Here is a 20,791-nt window from a genome sequence, read left to right as displayed (position 1 = left end):
CGCCTTACCGATGTGCTTCGACGCTCAAGCGTCGAGCAGGATGCGCAGCATGCGACGCAGCGGTTCCGCTGCGCCCCACAACAGTTGATCGCCCACCGTGAAGGCCGACAGGTACTCAGGACCCATCGACATCTTGCGCAAGCGACCCACCGGAATGCTCATCGTGCCGGTCACGGCGGCGGGCGTCAAATCCTTCATCGACGCCTCACGCGTGTTCGGCACCACCTTTACCCAATCATTAGCCTGGCCAATGATGTCGGTCAGTTCATCTAACGGCACATCCTTCGTAAGCTTGATGGTCAGCGCCTGGCTGTGGCAGCGCATCGCGCCAATACGCACGCACAGACCGTCCACCGGAATGGCGCGCGTGCCGGGGAACCCGTCGCCCAGACCCAGAATCTTGTTGGTCTCGGCGCCGCCCTTCCATTCTTCCTTCGACTGGCCGTTGCCCAGATCCTTGTCGATCCACGGAATCAGGTTGCCGCCCAGCGGCACGCCGAATTGCTTGGTTTCTTCGGCGGTGAGCGCGTGTTGCTTGGCAAGCACCTTACGGTCGATCTCGAGAATCGCCGCGTGCGGATCGTCCAGCAGCGACTTGACTTCGGCATTGATGCTGCCGAATTGCGTAAGCAGCTCGCGCATGTGCTGTGCACCGCCGCCCGATGCTGCCTGATACGTCATGGACGTCATCCAGTCGACCAGGCCGTGCTGGAACAGACCGCCCAGACCCATCAGCATACAGCTCACGGTGCAATTGCCGCCGATGAAGTTCTTGGTGCCCTTCGTCAGCGAATTCTTGATCACGTCGAGATTGACCGGATCGAGAACGATGATGGCTTCGTCGTTCATGCGCAGCGTCGAGGCCGCGTCGATCCAATAGCCGTTCCAGCCCGCAGCACGCAGCTTCGGGAAGATCTCGGTTGTGTAGTCACCGCCCTGGCAGGTAATGATGATGTCGCATTTTTTCAGCTCGTTGACATCATTGGCGTCTTTCAGCGAAGTCTCGTTCTTCGCCATCGACGGGGCTTTGCCGCCCGCGTTGCTGGTGCTGAAAAACACCGGCTCGATCAAAGCAAAGTCGTTCTCCTGCTGCATGCGCTGCATCAGAACCGAACCGACCATGCCCCGCCAACCTACCAGACCTACGGTTTTCATTTATCCACTCTCTTATCGTTGCAATTGCGCCGAGGGGCGTCTCACGACGCCCCGTCAACGTTATAGCGCGGCGACTACCGCCGCGCCCATTTCGCGCGTACCGACCTTGGTCGCGCCTTCCTGCCAGATGTCGGGCGTGCGCAACCCTTGCGCCAGCACCTTCTTCACTGCCGCCTCCACACGATCGGCCTGTTCCGCACGGCCGAGCGTATAACGCAGCATCATGGCCGCCGAAAGGATCGTTGCCAACGGATTGGCCACGCCCTTACCGGCGATATCGGGTGCCGAACCATGCGACGGTTCGTACAGCCCCTTGTTGTTGGCATCGAGCGACGCCGACGGCAGCATACCGATCGACCCCGTAAGCATCGCCGCCTCATCCGAGAGAATATCGCCGAACATGTTGCCAGTCACCACCACGTCGAAGTTCTTCGGCGCCTTGACCAGTTGCATCGCAGCGTTATCGACATACATATGCGACAGTTCGACCTTCGGATACTGCTTCGCGACCTCGATCATCGTGTCACGCCACAGTTGCGACGTTTCGAGCACGTTGGCCTTGTCGACAGAGCACAAACGCTTGCCGCGCTTGGCTGCCGCCTGAAACGCGACGTGCGCGATACGCTCCACTTCGGGCACGCTATAGCGCATGGTATCAAAACCTTCGCGCGCGCCCTCGAAAGCACCATCCGGCGACTGACGGAAACCCTTCGGCTGACCGAAGTAGATATCGCCGTTCAGCTCGCGAATGATCAGGATATCCAACCCTGCCACGATTTCCGGCTTCAGGCTCGACGCGTCGGCCAGTTCCTTGTAAAGAATGGCCGGACGGAAGTTGGCGAACAACTGGAGATGCTTGCGCAGCCCCAGAATCGCCTGCTCGGGACGCAGCGCACGCTCAAGCGAGTCGTACTTCCAGTCACCCACGGCGCCGAACAGAATGGCGTCCGCTTCCTTCGCCAGCTTCAGCGTGGCCTCCGGCAGCGGATGACCCGCCGCCTCATAACCGGCGCCGCCGACGGGCGCCTCTTCCAGCTCGAACTTTTCGCCAAGTGCGTTCAGCACATTGACGGCTTCCGTCACGATTTCCGGACCAATGCCGTCACCCGGCAACACAGCGATTTTCATGCAATCTCCTTATTGGCGCCCAATATGCCCTGGACTCAGCCCGGCAGACGCGTTGCCAGCCACGGCTGTTTCGCGAGCCGCTCGGCCTCGTAGGCGCGAATCTTGTCGGCGTGACGCAGCGTCAGGCCAATGTCGTCGAAACCGTTCATCATGCAGTACTTGCGGAACGGCGCGATGTCGAACTCGTAGCCCCGGCCATCAGACGTCAACACGACCTGCTTGTCCAGATCGATCGTCAACTGGTAACCGTTGAACGCCGCCGTTTCGTTGAACAGATGGTCGACCTGCAACTCGGACAGCGCGATCGGCAGCAGCCCGTTCTTGTAGCAGTTGTTGAAGAAGATGTCGGCAAAGCTCGGCGCAATCACGGCACGGAAGCCGTATTGCTGCAACGCCCACGGCGCGTGCTCACGCGAGCTGCCGCAGCCGAAATTCTTGCGGGCGAGCAGAATCGTCGCGCCCTGATATCGCGGCTGGTTCAGCACGAAGTTCGGGTTGAGCGGACGCGTGCTGCAATCCTGCCCCGGTTGACCGACATCGAGATAGCGCCACTCGTCGAACAGGTTCTGGCCGAAGCCCGTACGCTTGATCGACTTCAGGAATTGCTTGGGGATGATCGCGTCGGTATCGACATTTTCGCGATCCAGCGGTGCCACCAACCCCGTATGGACGGTAAATTTTTCCATCACAAACCACCTGATCAAAACAGTTCGGCTGCGGCCAGCCCGGAACACCAGGGCCGTCGAAGCCGGAAATTTCGTGGGTGCGTGCACAGGGCAACAACCCCGGCGACACGCACCGTCGCATCACTTCTTCGCGGCGTTCTCGAGAGCCGAGCCGGCGGCTTGGGTATCCTTGCCTAGGCCTGCCATCGTGTTGCAACCCGCCACACCCAACACCAGCACCGCACCGATCAGCATCCACAGTTTCTTCATGATTTTTCTCTTTCAAAAACGATGTCAAACGACGGCTAAACCGATGCTAAAGCGTCAGACGAGGCGTCGCACGTCGACGAAATGACCTTCAATGGCGGCCGCAGCAGCCATTGCCGGGCTTACGAGGTGCGTACGCCCTCCTGCGCCCTGACGGCCTTCGAAGTTGCGGTTCGAGGTCGACGCACAACGCTCGCCCGGCTCCAGACGGTCGGCGTTCATCGCCAGACACATCGAGCAGCCCGGCTCGCGCCATTCGAAGCCTGCGGCCTTGAAGACCTGATCCAGCCCTTCCTGCTCGGCCTGATGCTTCACGAGGCCAGAGCCCGGCACCACCATCGCCAGGCGCACATTAGACGCCACACGGCGGCCAAGCTTCTTCACGACGTAAGCGGCGGCACGAATGTCTTCAATGCGCGAGTTGGTGCACGAGCCGATGAAAACCTTGTCGACATTGATGCTCGACATCGGGGTATCCGGCGTGAGCGCCATGTACTCGAGCGCACGCTCCATCGCACTGCGCTTGACCGGGTCTTTTTCCTTCTCGGGATCGGGCACGCGGTCTTCGATGCTCACGACCATTTCGGGCGACGTTCCCCAGCTCACCTGCGGACGCAGCGTATTCGCGTCGATCTCGACCACGTGGTCGAACTCGGCGCCCGGGTCGGTGTGGAACGTACGCCAGTAGGCTTCTGCCTGCTGGAATTCCACGCCCGTGGGCGCGAACGGACGGCCCTTCACGTAGTTGATCGTGGTGTCGTCCACGGCCACCAGACCGGCGCGTGCGCCCGCCTCGATGGCCATATTGCACACCGTCATGCGGCCTTCCATCGTGAGCGAGCGAATGGCCGAACCGGCGAACTCGATCGTGTAGCCCGTACCGCCCGCCGTGCCGATGCGACCGATGACCGCCAGCACGATGTCCTTGGCGGAACAGCCTCGCGGCAGCGTGCCTTCGACCTTCACGAGCATGTTCTTGCTCTTTTTCATCAGCAACGTCTGCGTGGCGAGCGTGTGCTCGACTTCCGACGTGCCGATGCCGAACGCCAGCGCGCCAAACGCGCCATGCGTCGAGGTATGCGAGTCGCCGCAAACCACCGTCATGCCCGGCAACGTGGCGCCCTGCTCCGGGCCGATCACGTGCACGATGCCCTGACGGAGATCGTTCATCTTGAATTGGGTGATGCCGAAGCTGTCGCAGTTGGCGTCGAGCGTGTCGACCTGCAAACGCGAAATCGGGTCGGCAATACCTTGCGTACGATCGGTCGTCGGCACGTTGTGGTCCGACACCGCCAGATTGGCCGAAAGACGCCAGACCGGACGCTGCGCGAGTTTTAGCCCCTCGAACGCCTGCGGACTGGTCACCTCGTGCAACAGGTGACGGTCGATGTAGAGCAACGTAGTGCCATCGTCCTCGGTATGCACGACATGTGCATCCCACAATTTGTCATACAGCGTCTTGGCCATGATAAAAACGCGGGGCTAAATTATCGTTCTGAGAACAAAAATCGTTCTGGGAACTTTTGATTATGCCATAGCGCTTTCGCGCCGGCGGAATACGAAATCCCCGGCAAACCGGGCGGTAAACGCACGATCAACCGGGGATTTGTGCGAATCACGGCAGCTTGTGCCGTGGCTTCGAATATAGCGCAACGAGGGCTCGTTGCGGGCCGCACCGCCTTGCCGTTTCGGCAAGGTTGCGGTGCCGGCACGGCAAGCGGGGGCCGTGCCGGACGCCTCGACAGGCTTAACGCTTGTCGATGGACGCGACGTCGCGCGGCGTGTGGCCGATGAACAACTGACGCGGACGGCCGATCTTCTGATCCGGCTCGCCGATCATTTCGTTCCACTGCGCGATCCAGCCCACGGTACGGGCCAGAGCGAAGATGCAGGTGAACATCGACGTCGGGATGCCCAGTGCACGCTGAACGATACCCGAGTAGAAGTCGACGTTCGGGTACAGCTTGCGCGACACGAAGTACTCGTCTTCCAGGGCGATCTTCTCGAGCTGCATTGCCAGCTTGAACAGCGGGTCGTCGTGCAGGCCGAGTTCGTTGAGCACCTCGTAGCACGTCTCACGCATGAGCTTGGCACGCGGGTCGTAGTTCTTGTACACGCGGTGACCGAAGCCCATGAGCTTCACGCCCGAATTCTTGTCCTTCACCTGCTTGATGAACTCGGGAATGTTCTCCGGCGAACCGATCTGCTCGAGCATGTTCAGCGCAGCTTCGTTCGCACCACCGTGCGCCGGGCCCCACAGACATGCGATACCGGCAGCGATACAGGCGAACGGATTCGCACCCGACGAGCCGGCCAGACGCACGGTCGACGTCGACGCGTTCTGTTCGTGATCGGCGTGCAGAATCAGAATACGGTCGAGCGCGCGCACCAGCACGTCGTTCACTTCGTACTCTTCGCACGGGTTGGCGAACATCATGCGCATGAAGTTCGCGCTGTACGACAGGTCGTTGCGCGGGTACACGAACGGCTGACCGATGCTGTACTTGTATGCCATGGCCACAAGCGTCGGCAGCTTGGCGATCAGGCGAATCGCCGAGACTTCGCGGTGCGTCGGATTGTTGATATCCAGCGAGTCGTGATAGAACGCCGACAGTGCGCCGACCGAGCCGGTCAATACAGCCATCGGGTGGGCATCGCGACGGAAACCACGGAAGAAGAAGTTCATCTGCTCGTGCACCATCGTGTGGCGGGTCACGGTCTTGACGAACTCTTCCTTCTGTTGTGCGTTGGGCAGCTCGCCCTTGAGCAACAGATACGAGGTCTCGAGGAAGTCGCAGTTGGTCGCCAACTGCTCGATCGGGTAACCGCGGTACAGCAGTTCGCCCTTGTCGCCATCGATGTAGGTGATGGCGGAATTGCACGACGCCGTCGACATAAAGCCCGGGTCGTACGTGAACTTGCCGCTCTGGCCGTACAGCTTGCGGATGTCGATTACATCCGGGCCCATCGTTCCCTGATAGATCGGCAGTTCGACGCTGGGCGAACCGTCAGAGAAAGATAGGGTGGCTTTAACATCAGACGGAGTCATATCGCTTCCTCAAAAAAATACTTAAACCCCTACACGGCACGCAAAAGCGCCAGCAGGCGCTGCACGTCCGGCCCGTCCAGATCCGCCTCGGGCTCTTTACGCGCTAGCAGCAGATCCATCAAATCGTTGTCGCTCAAGTCGAGCAGCTTTGTGAGGGCGCCCACATCCTCGTCGGTCATCGACGCTTCGTACTTTGCGAAGAATCGCTCGAGGATGAGGTCGTTTTCCAGCAAACCGCGGCGTGCCCGCCAGCGAAGGCGGGCACGTTTGACCGGATCGGACTGGTGATTGATATCCGGCATGATCGCTTGGTCAGACGGCGCGACGCACCATCAGCTCCTTGATCTTGCCGATGGCCTTCGTCGGGTTCAGACCCTTCGGGCACACATCCACGCAGTTCATGATCGTGTGGCAGCGGAACAGGCGGTACGGATCTTCCAGGTTATCCAGACGCTCGCTGGTCGCCGTATCGCGGCTGTCGGCGATAAAGCGGTAAGCCTGCAAAAGACCGGCCGGGCCAACGAACTTGTCCGGGTTCCACCAGAAGCTCGGGCACGACGTGGAGCACGATGCGCACAGAATACACTCGTACAGACCGTCCAGCTCGTCACGTTGCTCGGGCGACTGAAGACGCTCCTTCTCCGGTGCCGGCTCGGGGTTGATCAGGTACGGCTTGATCGAGTGGTACTGGTTGAAGAAGTGCGTCATGTCGACGATCAGATCGCGAATGACGGGCAGGCCCGGCAGCGGCTTCAGCACGATCTTGTTCGGCAGATCGTTCATGTTGGTCAGGCAGGCCAGACCATTCTTGCCGTTGATGTTCATGGCGTCCGAACCGCACACGCCTTCACGGCACGAGCGGCGGAAGGCGATGCCTTCGTCGATCTTCTTGAGCTTGACCAGGGCGTCGAGCAGCATGCGCTCATGACCGTCGAGTTCGACCTCGTAGGTCTGCATGTACGGTGCGGCGTCCTTGTCCGGATCGTAGCGGTAGACTTCAAAAATGCGTTTCATGATCTTGCGAATCCCTTAGAACGTCCGCGCCTTGGGCGGAACCGAGTCGACGGTCAGCGGCTTCATCTGCACCGGCTTGTAATCCAGACGGTTGCCTTCGCTGAAGAACAGCGAGTGGCGCATCCAGTTAGCGTCGTCGCGCTCCGGATAATCGCTGTGCGCGTGCGCCCCGCGGCTTTCCTTGCGAGCTTCGGCTGCGATCATGGTGGCCTTGGCCACTTCGATCAGGTTATCCACTTCCAGCGCTTCCATGCGCGCCGTGTTGAACACCTTCGACTTGTCCTTCAGGTGGACGCTCGACACACGCTCGGCCACTTGCTTGATCTCTTCCACGCCTTCCTTGAGCAGCGCCGAGGTGCGGAACACGCCAGCGTGCTTCTGCATCGTTGCGCGGATGTCGTTGGCGATGTCCTGAGCATATTCGCCCGAGCTCGAGGCTTCCAGACGAGCCAGACGCGCCAATGCGTTCTCGCCGGCATCGGCGGGCAGCGGCTTGTGTTCGCCGTGGTTCTTCACGAAGTCGACGATATGGTTACCCGCCGCACGGCCGAACACCACGAGGTCGAGCAGCGAGTTCGTGCCCAGACGGTTCGCACCGTGGACCGACACGCACGAGCACTCGCCCACAGCGTAGAAGCCGTTGACCGGCGTGGATTCGCCGTTCTTCTGCAAGACCACCTGACCGTGGTAGTTCGTCGGAATACCGCCCATCTGATAGTGGATGGTCGGCACGACGGGGATCGGTTCCTTGATCGCGTCGACGTTGGCGAACTTCAGTGCGATTTCGCGAATCGACGGCAGGCGCTTCATGATCGTCTCGGCGCCGATGTGCGAGAGATCGAGCAGCACGTAGTCGCCGTTCGGGCCGCAACCACGGCCTTCCTTGATTTCCTGGTCCATCGAGCGCGACACAAAGTCACGCGGCGCCAGATCCTTCAGCGTCGGGGCATAGCGCTCCATGAAGCGCTCGCCGTTCGAGTTGCGCAGAATACCGCCTTCGCCGCGCACACCTTCGGTGATCAGCACGCCCGCGCCGGCCACGCCGGTCGGGTGGAATTGCCAGAATTCCATGTCTTCGAGCGGAATGCCCGCACGCGCGGCCATACCCAGCCCGTCACCGGTGTTGATGAAGGCGTTGGTCGACGCGTTGTACACGCGGCCGGCACCGCCGGTCGCGAACAACGTGCACTTGCCTTCGAGCAGGTAGACGTCGCCGGTTTCGAGTTCCAGCGCCGACACGCCGAGGACATCGCCCTCTTCGTTACGGATCAGATCGAGCGCCATCCATTCCACGAAGAAATGGGTCTTGGCTGCCACGTTCTGCTGATACAGCGTGTGCAGCAGGGCGTGACCGGTACGGTCAGCGGCCGCGCAAGCGCGCTGGACAGGCTTCTCGCCGTAATTGGCCGTGTGACCGCCGAACGGGCGCTGGTAAATCGTACCGTCCGGGTTACGGTCGAACGGCATGCCGAAGTGTTCCAGCTCATAGACAGCGTTCGGCGCCTGACGGCACATGAACTCGATCGCGTCCTGGTCGCCGAGCCAGTCGGAGCCCTTGATCGTGTCGTAGAAGTGGTAATGCCAGTTGTCTTCGCTCATGTTGCCGAGCGAAGCACCAATACCGCCCTGAGCGGCAACGGTATGCGAACGGGTGGGGAACACCTTGGACAGCACGGCCACCGACAGACCGGCCTTGGCCAGTTGCAGCGAAGCGCGCATGCCCGAACCACCTGCGCCCACGATGACGACGTCAAAGCGGCGGCGCGGCAGCGAATTTTTAATTGCAGCCATTCTTTACACTCTCCACAGAATCTGTGCGGCATAGCCGGCACAAGCCAGCAGCCAGACGATCGTCAGCGCGTACAGCGCCAGTCGCACACCGACGGGCTTGACGTAGTCCATCCAGATGTCGCGAATGCCGACCCATGCGTGATAGAACAACGCGAGCAGCGTCACGAACGTGGCCAACTTCATCCACTGATGCGCGAAGATGCCGGCCCAGCCTTCGTAGGAGAAATCCTTGGCGGTAAAGAACCACACCAGCAGGATCACGGTGTACACGGCCATAATGACCGCAGTCATGCGCTGCGCAATCCAGTCGCGCAGACCATAGTGCGCGCCAACGACGAGGCGCTTCGAACCGATATTGTTCTGTGCCATCTTAGAACGCTCCGAACAGCTTGAGGGCAACGGCCAGCGTCAGCACCAGCGACACGGCCAGAACGGCCACTGCCGAGTTCTTGCCGCTTTCCTTGCTCACTGCGTCGTGATTGAAGTCCATGCGCAGATGGCGCAAGCCGGCGCAGAAGTGGTGCAGGAAGCCCCACGACAATGCCAGGATGACAAGTTTGACAAACCAGTTGGAGGCGATGCTTCGCAGAACGTCGAAGCTGAGTTCCGACGTGAGGCTCTGTTCGAACAAATAAAGCGCGAACGGCAACAGAAGGAACAAGATCGCACCGCTAATACGGTGCAGAATGGAAACGATACCAGCCGGCGGGAGTCGGTACGTGACAAGCTGTCCGATACCGATATTCCTGTAGACTGGCCGCTCTTTTTTTACCACTTCAGCCATGCTAGACCCCATGTAGTTACATCAGCCCCGGATTTTAGCGCCGATTCTAGTGCGTTGCACCATACCGGTTCCAATGCTCCGGAAATTCCTGCCAACGGCGCACGACACGCCGCCCCTCATGCCTCGACTCTCAGGCACTCACCGGCCACGACGCCAGCTCGCCCCTGGGGAGTCGCCCTACCCTCTCAACTCAATTCGTTCTGGTAATGATGTTCCGTGGTGACGTACCAGCCCCGGCGCACTTCCACCGGTTTGTCCCCGTAAGTGTAGGAAACGCGCTCCACACTCAACAGGGGGAACCCCTTCGGCACCTTGAGCAGATCCGCCGTCATGTCGTCCGCGGCCACAGCACGGACCTTTTCCACAGCGCGAATCATGCGAGTGCCGAATTCATCTTCGAACAGGCCATACATCGGCCCCTTGTATTCATTGAGCCGCTCCGCCGTCAATCCACGGAACAACGCGCCCGGCAGCCAGATTTCGTCGAGCACCGTCGGACGGTCCGAGAAATCCATCATGCGGCGAATAAGAATGACACCGTCACCCGCACGCAGATCGAGCTGACGTGCGATTTCCGCCGGTGCGCGCATGCGGCGGCACTCGATCAGGCGGCTGGGCGGGTGATGGGGTTCGCCCGAATCGGGCGCAAGACGGAGAAACCGGAATTGCACCCGGTCTTCGTGGTGGGTGGCGACGAACGTGCCACGCCCCTGACGACGCACTAGCAGATTCTCGGCAGCCAGTTCGTCGATGGCTTTGCGCACCGTTCCCTGACTCACCTTATAACGGGCGGCCAGATCGACTTCACTGGGAATGATTTCGCCGGGCTTCCATTCGCCGGCTTGCAGGCTCTGGGTGATGAGCCCCTTGATCTGCTGATACAGCGGACTAAAGGTTGGCGACGCTCCTGCGGCAGCCGCACCCTGCGGGGCCTGAGAGGCCGGTGCGGCGTCGCGCGCGCTGTCCTGTCGCTGCGGAGCATCGACAGGCGGCGTAGTGTTGGATGTGTCGCGAACATTCGCATTCATGGCGGCGATTTGACCACAAATCAAGGCCTTCGTCCATCGAATAACAGCAATAATCCTATGTCTTATATAAGACATAAGATAGAGTTGACATTCGTTGTGACGGCTCCTACACTGACGCGGGCTAACAGGGGCCTGCAGCCGCAGCACGGCAATCATATAAGAGAGTCCGGTGCTTCGCACTCATCAATGGCAGCACACCCCGCAGCCCGCAAGCTTCCGTAGGTCAAGGAATTTTAGAAGCTTCATGTGACGCGGCGCTGTCAGCCTGGCAAAAATAGCCACCCGGACGGCGAGCTTATCTTGAGCTTCGCAGGAATTTGTACACGTCTGGAGAGATTCTCATGGCAAAACCCGCAATGCGTGTCGCCGTCACCGGCGCCGCTGGCCAAATCGGCTACTCCCTGCTGTTCCGCATCGCCAATGGCGACATGCTCGGCAAGGATCAGCCCGTCATCCTGCAACTGCTCGACCTCCCGCAAGCTCAAGCCGCCGTCAAGGGCGTCGTGATGGAGTTGGAAGACTGCGCGTTCCCGCTGCTCGCCGGCGTGGTTGTGACCGACGACCCGAAGGTCGCCTTCAAGGATGCCGACGTCGCCCTGCTGGTGGGTGCCCGTCCGCGCTCGAAAGGCATGGAGCGCAAGGATCTGCTTGAAGCCAACGGCGCAATCTTCACGGTGCAGGGCAAGGCCCTGGACGAAGTCGCCAAGCGCGACGTCAAGGTGCTCGTGGTCGGCAACCCGGCCAACACGAATGCCTACATCGCCATGAAGTCGGCGCCGAATCTGCCGAAGGAAAACTTCACCGCGATGCTGCGTCTGGATCACAACCGTGCGCTGTCGCAAATCGCCGCCAAGACCGGCAAGCCGGTCGCCAGCATCGAAAAGCTGGCCGTGTGGGGCAACCACTCGCCGACGATGTACGCCGACTACCGTTTCGCCACGATCGACGGCCAGAGCGTGAAGTCGATGATCAACGACGACGTGTGGAACAACGACGTGTTCCTGCCGACCGTCGGCAAGCGCGGCGCCGCCATCATCGAAGCCCGTGGCCTGTCGTCGGCGGCCTCGGCGGCCAACGCTGCCATCGACCACATCCATGACTGGGTGCTGGGCACGAACGGCAAGTGGGTCACGATGGGTATCCCGTCGGACGGCTCGTACGGTATTCCGGAAGACGTGATCTACGGCGTGCCGGTGACCTGCGAAAACGGCAAATACAAGCGCGTGGAAGGCCTCGAGATTGATGCCTACTCGCGCGAAAAGATGAACATCACGCTCAACGAGCTCGAAGAAGAGCGCGCTGGCGTGGCACATCTGCTGGGCTAAGGCTAATCCCCCCGGGGACTGGCCCCGCGCGACGCCAAAAGCGTGGCGCGGGGCTGAAACTGCGCCGGCGGCTTACCCCCAGTGCCGGCGCAACCACCCCGACAGAGGGAACGCATCCAGCAGTCACCGTGTCGACCAGAGCAATGATCGAAGTGACGACATTGAGCGCAAAAGACCGCGCCGTCTATCGCGCTATGACCCTGGCACCACCCCAAGCAACACCCGGCATACCGAGCGACTTCTTGGCCAAGCGAATGCAACGCCTCACTGCCGCACAACATGCACCGGACCGGACGGCCGGCCTGTGCGTAGTGTCTTCGGTGAGCGTGCAGCGCAACATGACGCGCCCCCTCGCGCGTTCGCTTCGCCAAGTATCCCGCCCATTGCGCATCACAACCGCCCCTGTCGGCGGTAAGATGAGTCCGCGCCCAGTCCGATCCGGCGCAACGCCGACCTCCGTACCGCAACACTCCCTCCCAGCGACGCCGGTTCGTACCGCCGCCGCCCGCTGTGCGTGGCGCAAGGGAATTGAAAAAATTTGTATGGTGACGCCGAACGACGCAGACTTCGTACGATAATCTGCGCTTTTATCAGCTCTCACCCATTGTTTGGAGACTCACCATGAAGAAGCTTTGCCTGACCGCGTTGGTTGCCCTGTGTTCCGCCGCCGTTGTGCCGGCCGCATTCGCCGCTGAGCCGGCCGCCACGACGGCCAAGAAACCCGCCCCGAAGAAGAAGGCGCCGGCCAAGAAGAAAGCCGCTGTGGCCGCTGCACCGGCCCAGCCGGACGAGGGCTCGGAACAATGGAGCTGCAAGGAGAACCAGAAGCTGTTCATCAAGGGCGACATGAAGCGCGACCAGATTCTCACGATGTTCTGGGAAGGCCGCAACTACCGTCTGCCGCGTCAGCAGACGACGACCGGCGCCGACCGTTTCTATGACGCAGCCAGCGGTATGGATCTGGTCGTGATTCCGGCCAAGGCCATGCTGTTCACGCACCGCGATGGCGGCAGCCGTCTGGCTGACGAGTGCATGACGCAAGCGATGTCGGAGCAAAACAAGCTCGCCCCGACCCAGTCGGTCGAATTGATCAAGGTGACCAACTGAAGCGTGCCCCGGCCGCCGATCGCATGATGCGCCAGCCGCTTTCCTGCTGTAGCCTCAGTCATACCCGTAGTTCACGGTACGCCGGACACCCGGCGCACTGGCGTCGCAGCGGGCACCCTCGAGAGTGCCCGCACGATGCAGCTCCTCACTAATCGCATCACCACCGCTTCGTTTTTCTGTATCACTCAAGGAAAGATCATGGCCCACAACCTCCACAAAACGCTTAAAGAGTTCAAACTCAGCGGCGACAAGAAAGGCAAGTTCTACTCGCTGCCCCAACTGGGTAAAGCCCTGGGTGTGAATGTCGAGCGCCTGCCGGTGTCGATCCGTATCGTGCTCGAGTCCGTGCTGCGCAACTGCGACGGCAAGAAAGTGACGGAAGAGCACGTCAAGCAACTGGCTAACTGGAAGCCGAACGCTGAGCGCACCGACGAAATCCCGTTCGTCGTGGCGCGCGTCGTGCTGCAGGATTTCACTGGCGTGCCGCTGCTGGCCGATCTGGCCGCCATGCGTAACGTCGCCGAACGTCAGGGCAAGAACCCGAAGCGCATCGAGCCGCTCGTGCCGGTGGATCTCGTGGTTGACCACTCGGTTCAGATCGATCACTTCCGCGAGAAGAAAGCGCTCGACCTGAACATGAAGCTGGAATTCCAGCGCAATAACGAGCGTTATCAGTTCATGAAGTGGGGCATGCAGGCGTTCGACACGTTCGGCGTGGTCCAACCGGGCTTCGGCATCGTGCACCAGGTGAACCTGGAATACCTTGCACGCGGCGTGCACAAGAAGGACAACGTGTTCTACCCGGATACCCTGGTGGGTACCGACAGCCACACGACCATGATCAACGGTATCGGCGTGGTGGGCTGGGGCGTCGGTGGTATCGAAGCCGAAGCCGGCATGCTCGGCCAGCCGGTGTACTTCCTCACGCCCGACGTCGTTGGCGTGGAACTGACGGGCCGTCTGCGCGAAGGCGTGACCGCCACCGATCTGGTGCTCACGATCACGGAAATGCTCCGTCGTGAGAAGGTCGTCGGCAAGTTCGTCGAATTCTTCGGCGAAGGCACGGCCAGCCTGGCGCTGCCGGACCGCGCCACCATCGCCAACATGGCACCGGAATACGGCGCGACCATGGGCTTCTTCCCGGTCGACGGAAAGACCATCGACTACTTCAAGGGCACGGGCCGCACGAAGAGCGAAATCGACGCCTTCGAGTCGTACTTCAAGGCGCAGAAGCTCTTCGGCATTCCGAAGACGAACGAAATCGATTACACGAAGACGCTTACGCTGGATCTGGGCACGGTCGCCCCGTCGCTGGCCGGTCCGAAGCGTCCGCAAGACCGTATCGAAATCGGTAACGTGAAGTCGACCTTCAACGATCTGTTCACCAAGCCGGTGGCAGAGAACGGCTTCAACAAGACCGAAGAACAACTCGACACGACCTACAAGACCGACAGCGGCATCGACGTGAAAAACGGCGACGTGCTGATCGCGGCCATCACGTCGTGCACGAACACCTCGAACCCGAGCGTGCTGCTCGCCGCAGGTCTGCTGGCCAAGAAGGCCGTGGAAGCCGGCCTGAAGGTCGCACCGCACATCAAGACCTCGCTCGCCCCGGGAAGCCGCGTGGTGACCGAGTACCTCGAAGCCGCCGGCCTGCTGCCGTATCTCGAGAAGCTGGGCTTCGGCGTGACGGCCTACGGCTGCACGACCTGTATCGGCAATGCCGGCGATCTGACGGCCGAGCTGAACGACACCATCGTGAAGAACGATCTGGTCGCCGCCGCCGTGCTGTCGGGCAATCGTAACTTCGAAGCGCGTATTCACCCGAACATTCGCGCCAACTTCCTCGCTTCGCCCCCGCTCGTCGTGGCCTACGCCATTGCTGGCAACGTGCGCCGCGACCTCATGACCGAACCGGTCGGCAAGGGCCACGGCGGCCGCGAAATCTTCCTGGGCGACATTTGGCCGACCAGCGAAGAAATCCACAAGCTGATGAAGTTCGCGATGAACGCGAAGGTCTTCAAGACCAACTACGACACGGTCAAGGAACCGAGCCCGCTGTGGGCCAAGGTCAAGGGCTCGAAGGGGCAGGTCTACGATTGGCCGACGTCGACGTACATCGCCGAACCGCCGTTCTTCGACGGTTTCTCGATGGATCCCAAGACCGATATCGAGCCGATCCACGGCGCACGCGCGCTGGGCGTATTCGGTGACTCGGTTACGACCGACCACATCAGCCCGGCCGGTTCGATCAAGGAAACGTCGCCGGCAGGCAAGTGGCTGCTCGAAAACGGCGTGCTCAAGGCCGACTTCAACAGCTACGGCTCGCGCCGCGGCAACCACGAAGTGATGATGCGCGGCACGTTCGCCAATGTCCGGATCAAGAACCTGATGATTCCGGCGAAGGAAGACGGCTCGCGCGTCGAAGGGGGTCTGACGATTCACCAGCCGTCCGGCGAACAACTGTCGATCTATGACGCCGCAATGAAGTACGTTGGCGAAAACACCCCGACGGTGGTGTTCGGCGGTGAAGAGTACGGCACGGGTTCCTCGCGCGACTGGGCAGCCAAGGGTACGCAGTTGCTGGGCGTGAAGGCGGTCATCGCGCGTTCCTTCGAGCGTATCCACCGTTCGAACCTGGTCGGCATGGGCGTGCTGCCCCTGCAATTCAAGGGCACGGACAGCGCACAGTCGCTGGGTATCACGGGCGAAGAGACGTTCGACATCGAAGGTCTGACGGCCGACATCAAGCCCCAGCAGGATGTCACGCTGGTGATCCATCGCAAGAACGGCGACACGCAAAAGGTGCAAGTCCTGCTGCGTATCGACACGCCGATCGAAGTGGATTACTACAAGCACGGCGGCATTCTGCCGTTCGTGCTGCGTCAACTGCTCGCCGCTGCCTGATTGGCGGTTCGCCAGTGACTCAGGCTGCCGGGCGACGTAGCGTCGTCCGGCAGCACGCAAAACCCGGCCTCGTGCCGGGTTTTGTCGTTCTGGGCCGCGCATGGCAGCGGCCCTGTCATGTCCGAAAATGACTAGCACCGCCCCGCTCTCCCGCGTAGAGTGACAGCCATGTTCCCTGTCTCCGGCCTGTCGGCTGCCTGCCCATGACGCTCGACCCCGAAGTCTGCTACAAGGCTGTCTCCGCCCGCGACCGGCGTTTCGACGGCTGGTTCTTCGTCGGCGTGTCGTCCACCGGCATCTACTGCCGCCCGGTATGTAACGTGCGTACGCCTCGCTTCGAAAACTGCTCGTTCTACGGCAGCGCCGCCGCGGCCGAGAAGGCCGGCTTCCGCCCCTGCCTGAAGTGCCGCCCCGAACTCGCCCCCGGCGGCGCGCGTTTCGACGCCACCCGCGAACTTGCCGACGCCGCCGCGGCCATGATCGACGAAGGCTTCCTCAACCGGGCCGGACTGCCCGCACTTGCCGCCCGCATCGGCATCACCGAGCGTCATCTGCGCCGCATCTTCGCCGACGAATTCGGTGTCTCGCCTATCGAGTACGCGCAGACACAACGGCTGCTGCTCGCCAAACGGCTGCTCACCGACACGGCCTTACCGGTCACGGAAATCGCCCTCGCCTCCGGCTTCGGCAGCGTTCGGCGCTTCAACGGTCTGTTCAAGACCCGCTACGGCTTCGCCCCCGGCCGGCTCCGCCTGAACGCCCGCCACGCCGCCCTGCCCGACAGCGATCTCGTATTCCAGTTGGCCTACCGGCCGCCGTTTGCATGGCACGCGCTGCTCGACTTCCTTGGCGACCGGGCGATCGAGGGTGTTGAACTGCTTGAGGGCGATATCTACACCCGTACGCTGAACATCGAGCGGCAAGACGGGCAAACCGTCGCGGGCTGGTGTCGCGTGACTCCGCGGCCGGATCGCCATGTGCTGCAAGTCACCCTGCCCCCGGTGCTGGCCGGCAGTGTGCCGCAGGTCCTGGGCAAGCTGCGTCATCTTTTCGATCTGGGCGCCCGTCCCGACGTCATCGACGCGCATCTCGGGCCGCTTGCCACGACGACACCGGGCCTGCGCGTGCCGGGAGGGGTCGACGGCTTCGAAATTGCCGTGCGCGCCATCGTCGGCCAGCAAATCACCGTCAAGGGCGCACGACGCTTGCTCGGTCGGCTCGCGCAACGCTTCGGCACGCCGCTAAGCGCACCGGCGCACGGCTTGACGCATACGTTTCCCAGCGCCGCGCAACTGCTCGCCGTGCCACCTGAGTCATTGGGCGAAGCCGGTATCATTCGGAGCCGAAGTGCCGCGATTCACGGGGTCGCGCAGGCGATCGTCGATGGCCACCTGAGGTTGGATCCGCTGGCGCCATTGGAGACCACTGTGAAGGCACTGCTCGCAATCAAGGGCATCGGCCCATGGACAGCGCAGTACATCGCCATGCGCGCCCTCGGCTCGCCCGACGCGATCCCCGTTGACGATCTGGTGCTGCGTCAGGCGCTTGGCGTGCGCGACGGGCGCGCCGTGACCGCACGCACGGCCCAATGGGCGCCATGGCGCGCGTATGCGGCGCTGCATATCTGGCGAGCGGCGGCCCAGGGGCCGGCGGGGCAGCCGGTCGAGACTTTGCAGGAGGTGTTGGCATGATCCGCTACGAAACATATTACGACAGCCCTCTGGGCGACATGCTGCTCGTTGCGAACGGCGATGCTGTCACCGGGGTGTATTTCTCGCATCAGAAGTACTTTCCGCAAGACGGAGACGTGCGCCGCGATGGCGGCGACATGGCCGTTCTCAACGACGCTAAGCGTCAGCTCGACGAGTATTTTCACGAAGGACGCCGCGTCTTCGACCTGGCGCTAGCCCCCGAAGGCACACCGTTTCAGCAGCGTGTCTGGGCCGAGTTGCTGCGTATTCCGTTTGGCGAGACCCGCAGCTATGGCGATCTCGCCCATGCGTTGGGTGACGCAAACAAGTCGCGTGCGGTCGGCGCTGCCAACGGGCGAAATCCGATATCGATCATCGTTCCCTGCCACCGCGTGATCGGCGCAGACGGCACCCTCACCGGCTACGCCAGCGGCGTCGAGCGCAAGCTCGCGCTGCTCTCGCTCGAAGGGGCTGCATGGGCCAGCGTTGGCGGCGCGGGCGTCGGCACCGGGGCAACACGTCGCACGCGACTGTCGGCGCCGGCCAATCTCGCCTTCGATTTCTGACGATAGCCGACTGATCGCCAGTGGCGACGCGACGGGTCGGGGAGCCGCGCCGGGGGCACGCGATTCGTGAGATTGGCGAACGCGTCCCATCAATCGCGTTCACGCATGCCGTACAATCGTGAGTTCATGTATTTCTGCTTTGCACACTATGCGCTCACGCACCGCCAAACGACTGACTCCCGACGCTGAAAAACTGGTCGGCCACGCGCTTGCGCTCGCCGCCTCAGGCAGCCGTATCGAGGACCGCTTCTGGGAAGCCCAGCTCGACACGTTGCTCACGCGCGTGCTGCGCACGGGTAACCAACCGGCTATCGACGCAGCGCTCGATCATCTTCAGGCCAATCACAGCGAGGCTTATGGAGCGCTGGCGGACCTGATCGAATCGCAAAGCGAATCTGCGGAACCTGAAGCCGAAGGCGCGGTGTGGGACGGTTTGCTCGTTGCCATTCCGATCCTCGCCTGGACGCGCTACGCCATCCCGTCCGGCCCGGTGAAGACCGACGCGCTCATGCCCGTTCGCGCGCATCTGCACGCCCATGTGCTGGCGGAATCCGCACGCGTGGCCATCTCGCCGTACCTGTACAGCATCGATCAACTGCCACGCACGCATTGCGAGTCGTGGAAGGTCACACAGCAACTTGTACGCGCGGCCGTCGATAACGCCGACGTCAAACAGCCCGGCAACGATCTGCCGGAAACGGCACCGATACTCGCCGACCCGCGCTTCCTGCTGGCGGCCGTCACCGTGCCCAAGGGAGCGCCGATGTTCCGCTGGCAGGAAGACGGCGCACGTCACGCCGAGCGTGGCCAGTGTCAGGAGGCATGGACGGCTCAGGGCGGCCCGAATCTGAATGCCCTGCTGCCGGGCTGCGAAATCGAGTGCCTGCTGCCCGACGCGTATTACGCAAGCTGCCGCGAGGCCGACGAGCGCATTCGTCCGCACACGATCCGCACGGCGCTGCGCTATCTCGAAGATGTGCTGACGCTCACGCCTGCCGAGTTGCGGGCTGTCGTAGCCGGCTTCGGCGAGCAAAACATCGACGAGTACCGCATCGGCTTTACGCAACGCGGCAGCAACGATGTGATCTACGGCGTCGTGTGGCCACTTTACGGCCGTGAAAATGGCGAAGTCGAAGGCGGTGCGCTGGACGAAGTCACCGATCTGCTCAAGTCATGCGGCGTGACCGAAATCCGCAAGCATCCGGGTCGTTTCGATCCGGAGTATTGCGACGATTGCGGCGTGCCGCTGTATCCGGATCCCGTGGGTGAAGTCGTTCACGCGGAAATGCCGGAAGACGCCGAGCCAAACCGTCCGCATTTTCACTGATCGGATCGATCGCAACGATTGTCACCGCGTCGCATTGACGCGTGCTGACGGCAAAAATGGCCGAGCGCTTTCCGCGCCCGGCCATTTTTATTTCTGCGACGCGCAACGCGCGTGCCGTCTCACGCCGAAGCCGAAGCCGAAGCCGAAGCCGAAGCCGGCGGTAATGTCACCACACACCGATACAAGCCATGGCCCGATGCCAGATATTTGCGCTCGAACGGTGTGACAGGGGCGATACCCGGCGCAGGCGACCAAGCCTCCACAGCCGGACGCACGCCACTGAGCCACTCAACCGCCAACGCGAATTCGTCGATGTAGATGCTCCAGTTGCTTCGGCATTCAAGCACCCCACCCAGCGCCACGACTGTGGGGAAAACGGCGTGTGCGTGCCAGCGTCGCGCGAGTTGACCAATCTTCGGCCACGGATTCGGATAGAGAATGTAGTGACGTGCCGGGCGAATACCCGCGTCGAACAATTGCCGCCAAAAATCGACCAGATCGGCGCGCACCCATACAAAGTTCTCGGGCCACACACCGTCCCACCAATCCTTGCCGCGCACGATACGGCTCTCCGATTGATCGATACCGATGACGAAGTGATCGGGGAACTGCGTGGCCAGGCGTAAGGTGCTTTCACCGACCCCGCACCCCGCGTCGATGATCAGGGGTGCCGCGCCCGCGTCGCGCCATGCAGCGATGGCGGCATCGAACACCCCCGCGCTGTAGGCAGCCAGCGGCTTACGAAACACCGCATCGCGATGACGGCGAACGAGATCCGCCAGTTTGTCGTGCGGCCCGGTTTGAGCACTATCAACAGTGCGCGAATTTGCAAACATGCGAGAAGAGAAAACGTGGGGCGCAGGCAGTCGATGCCAGAGCGCGTATCGTGCGAATCGCTCGAAAAACGCCGAAATGCGCCGCTATTCGAGCGATTGTGCTGCCACGGTCGATGGCACAATGCGCCCCCTTATCGTCGCCGGACAGCAG

General features: G+C 61.8%; 19 protein-coding genes. 6 read left to right on the top strand and 13 right to left on the bottom strand.

Translation table 11 applies throughout. The features are described from left to right. Nucleotides 1-24: 24 nt before the first annotated feature. The 12 genes from asd to AT395_RS10620 all read right to left on the bottom strand — a co-directional run bounded on the left by asd (nt 25) and on the right by AT395_RS10620 (nt 10,881). On the bottom strand, nt 25-1,155 hold the full coding sequence (gene asd, locus AT395_RS10675; protein WP_072632815.1) for an aspartate-semialdehyde dehydrogenase: 1,131 nt from the start codon (nt 1,153-1,155) through the stop codon (nt 25-27). Nucleotides 1,156-1,215: 60 nt separating this feature from the next. Continuing rightward, entirely contained in the window at nt 1,216-2,283 is a 1,068-nt protein-coding gene (leuB, locus tag AT395_RS10670; RefSeq protein WP_048629230.1) for a 3-isopropylmalate dehydrogenase, read from the bottom strand. Nucleotides 2,284-2,318: 35 nt separating this feature from the next. Then, nucleotides 2,319-2,969, bottom strand: a complete 651-nt coding sequence (leuD, locus tag AT395_RS10665) for a 3-isopropylmalate dehydratase small subunit (RefSeq protein ID WP_042115494.1) — start codon at nt 2,967-2,969, stop codon at nt 2,319-2,321. Between the two features lie 120 nt (nt 2,970-3,089). Further along, nucleotides 3,090-3,218: an entericidin A/B family lipoprotein gene (locus AT395_RS10660; RefSeq protein ID WP_010807368.1), complete on the bottom strand. Its 129-nt coding sequence runs from the start codon at nt 3,216-3,218 to the stop codon at nt 3,090-3,092. Between the two features lie 54 nt (nt 3,219-3,272). Next, nucleotides 3,273-4,682 carry a 3-isopropylmalate dehydratase large subunit gene (gene leuC, locus AT395_RS10655; RefSeq protein ID WP_042115493.1) on the bottom strand — a complete coding sequence of 470 codons (1,410 nt, stop codon included), beginning with the start codon at nt 4,680-4,682 and terminating at the stop codon, nt 3,273-3,275. 280 nt (nt 4,683-4,962) lie between these two features. After that, the gene (gltA, locus tag AT395_RS10650; RefSeq protein ID WP_048629229.1) at nt 4,963-6,264 is read right to left on the bottom strand and encodes a citrate synthase; all 1,302 of its coding nucleotides are present in this window, start codon (nt 6,262-6,264) and stop codon (nt 4,963-4,965) included. A 29-nt stretch (nt 6,265-6,293) separates the two neighbouring features. After that, the gene (locus AT395_RS10645) at nt 6,294-6,566 is read right to left on the bottom strand and encodes an FAD assembly factor SdhE (protein WP_042115491.1); all 273 of its coding nucleotides are present in this window, start codon (nt 6,564-6,566) and stop codon (nt 6,294-6,296) included. Nucleotides 6,567-6,576: 10 nt separating this feature from the next. Continuing rightward, nucleotides 6,577-7,281, bottom strand: coding sequence for a succinate dehydrogenase iron-sulfur subunit (locus AT395_RS10640; RefSeq protein WP_039368514.1), 705 nt, complete (start codon nt 7,279-7,281; stop codon nt 6,577-6,579). 12 nt (nt 7,282-7,293) lie between these two features. Next, nucleotides 7,294-9,069 carry a succinate dehydrogenase flavoprotein subunit gene (sdhA, locus tag AT395_RS10635; protein WP_042115490.1) on the bottom strand — a complete coding sequence of 592 codons (1,776 nt, stop codon included), beginning with the start codon at nt 9,067-9,069 and terminating at the stop codon, nt 7,294-7,296. Between the two features lie 3 nt (nt 9,070-9,072). Next, nucleotides 9,073-9,438, bottom strand: a complete 366-nt coding sequence (sdhD, locus tag AT395_RS10630; RefSeq protein WP_039368519.1) for a succinate dehydrogenase, hydrophobic membrane anchor protein — start codon at nt 9,436-9,438, stop codon at nt 9,073-9,075. 1 nt (nt 9,439) lies between these two features. Beyond that, nucleotides 9,440-9,853 carry a succinate dehydrogenase, cytochrome b556 subunit gene (gene sdhC, locus AT395_RS10625; protein ID WP_042115489.1) on the bottom strand — a complete coding sequence of 138 codons (414 nt, stop codon included), beginning with the start codon at nt 9,851-9,853 and terminating at the stop codon, nt 9,440-9,442. A 185-nt stretch (nt 9,854-10,038) separates the two neighbouring features. Beyond that, on the bottom strand, nt 10,039-10,881 hold the full coding sequence (locus AT395_RS10620) for a GntR family transcriptional regulator (protein WP_042115488.1): 843 nt from the start codon (nt 10,879-10,881) through the stop codon (nt 10,039-10,041). Between the two features lie 341 nt (nt 10,882-11,222). Here AT395_RS10620 and AT395_RS10615 point away from each other — a divergent pair, with 341 nt between their 5' ends. From AT395_RS10615 to AT395_RS10590, 6 genes are all read left to right on the top strand, one after another. Further along, nucleotides 11,223-12,206 (top strand): malate dehydrogenase, encoded by a 984-nt coding sequence (locus AT395_RS10615; protein WP_042115487.1) that lies wholly within the window; start codon nt 11,223-11,225, stop codon nt 12,204-12,206. A gap of 621 nt (nt 12,207-12,827) precedes the next feature. Next, nucleotides 12,828-13,313 (top strand): hypothetical protein, encoded by a 486-nt coding sequence (locus tag AT395_RS10610; protein ID WP_042115486.1) that lies wholly within the window; start codon nt 12,828-12,830, stop codon nt 13,311-13,313. Between the two features lie 198 nt (nt 13,314-13,511). Further along, the gene (acnA, locus tag AT395_RS10605) at nt 13,512-16,220 is read left to right on the top strand and encodes an aconitate hydratase AcnA (RefSeq protein WP_048629228.1); all 2,709 of its coding nucleotides are present in this window, start codon (nt 13,512-13,514) and stop codon (nt 16,218-16,220) included. 203 nt (nt 16,221-16,423) lie between these two features. Continuing rightward, on the top strand, nt 16,424-17,911 hold the full coding sequence (locus tag AT395_RS10600; RefSeq protein WP_042115484.1) for a DNA-3-methyladenine glycosylase 2 family protein: 1,488 nt from the start codon (nt 16,424-16,426) through the stop codon (nt 17,909-17,911). Continuing rightward, on the top strand, nt 17,908-18,477 hold the full coding sequence (locus AT395_RS10595) for a methylated-DNA--[protein]-cysteine S-methyltransferase (protein WP_048629227.1): 570 nt from the start codon (nt 17,908-17,910) through the stop codon (nt 18,475-18,477). Before AT395_RS10600 ends, AT395_RS10595 begins: the two co-directional genes overlap by 4 nt. Nucleotides 18,478-18,625: 148 nt before the next feature. Continuing rightward, nucleotides 18,626-19,804 carry a DUF2863 family protein gene (locus AT395_RS10590; RefSeq protein ID WP_042115482.1) on the top strand — a complete coding sequence of 393 codons (1,179 nt, stop codon included), beginning with the start codon at nt 18,626-18,628 and terminating at the stop codon, nt 19,802-19,804. A gap of 119 nt (nt 19,805-19,923) precedes the next feature. Here the strand turns inward: AT395_RS10590 and trmB are convergent, their stop codons facing one another. Next, entirely contained in the window at nt 19,924-20,640 is a 717-nt protein-coding gene (gene trmB, locus AT395_RS10585) for a tRNA (guanine(46)-N(7))-methyltransferase TrmB (protein ID WP_048629226.1), read from the bottom strand. Nucleotides 20,641-20,791 lie beyond the last annotated feature (151 nt).

The organism is Pandoraea apista (assembly GCF_001465595.2).
GTDB lineage: Bacteria > Pseudomonadota > Gammaproteobacteria > Burkholderiales > Burkholderiaceae > Pandoraea > Pandoraea apista.
The sequence above is the reverse complement of the archived record's forward strand: the minus strand, read 5'-3'. Positions and strand labels throughout refer to the sequence as shown.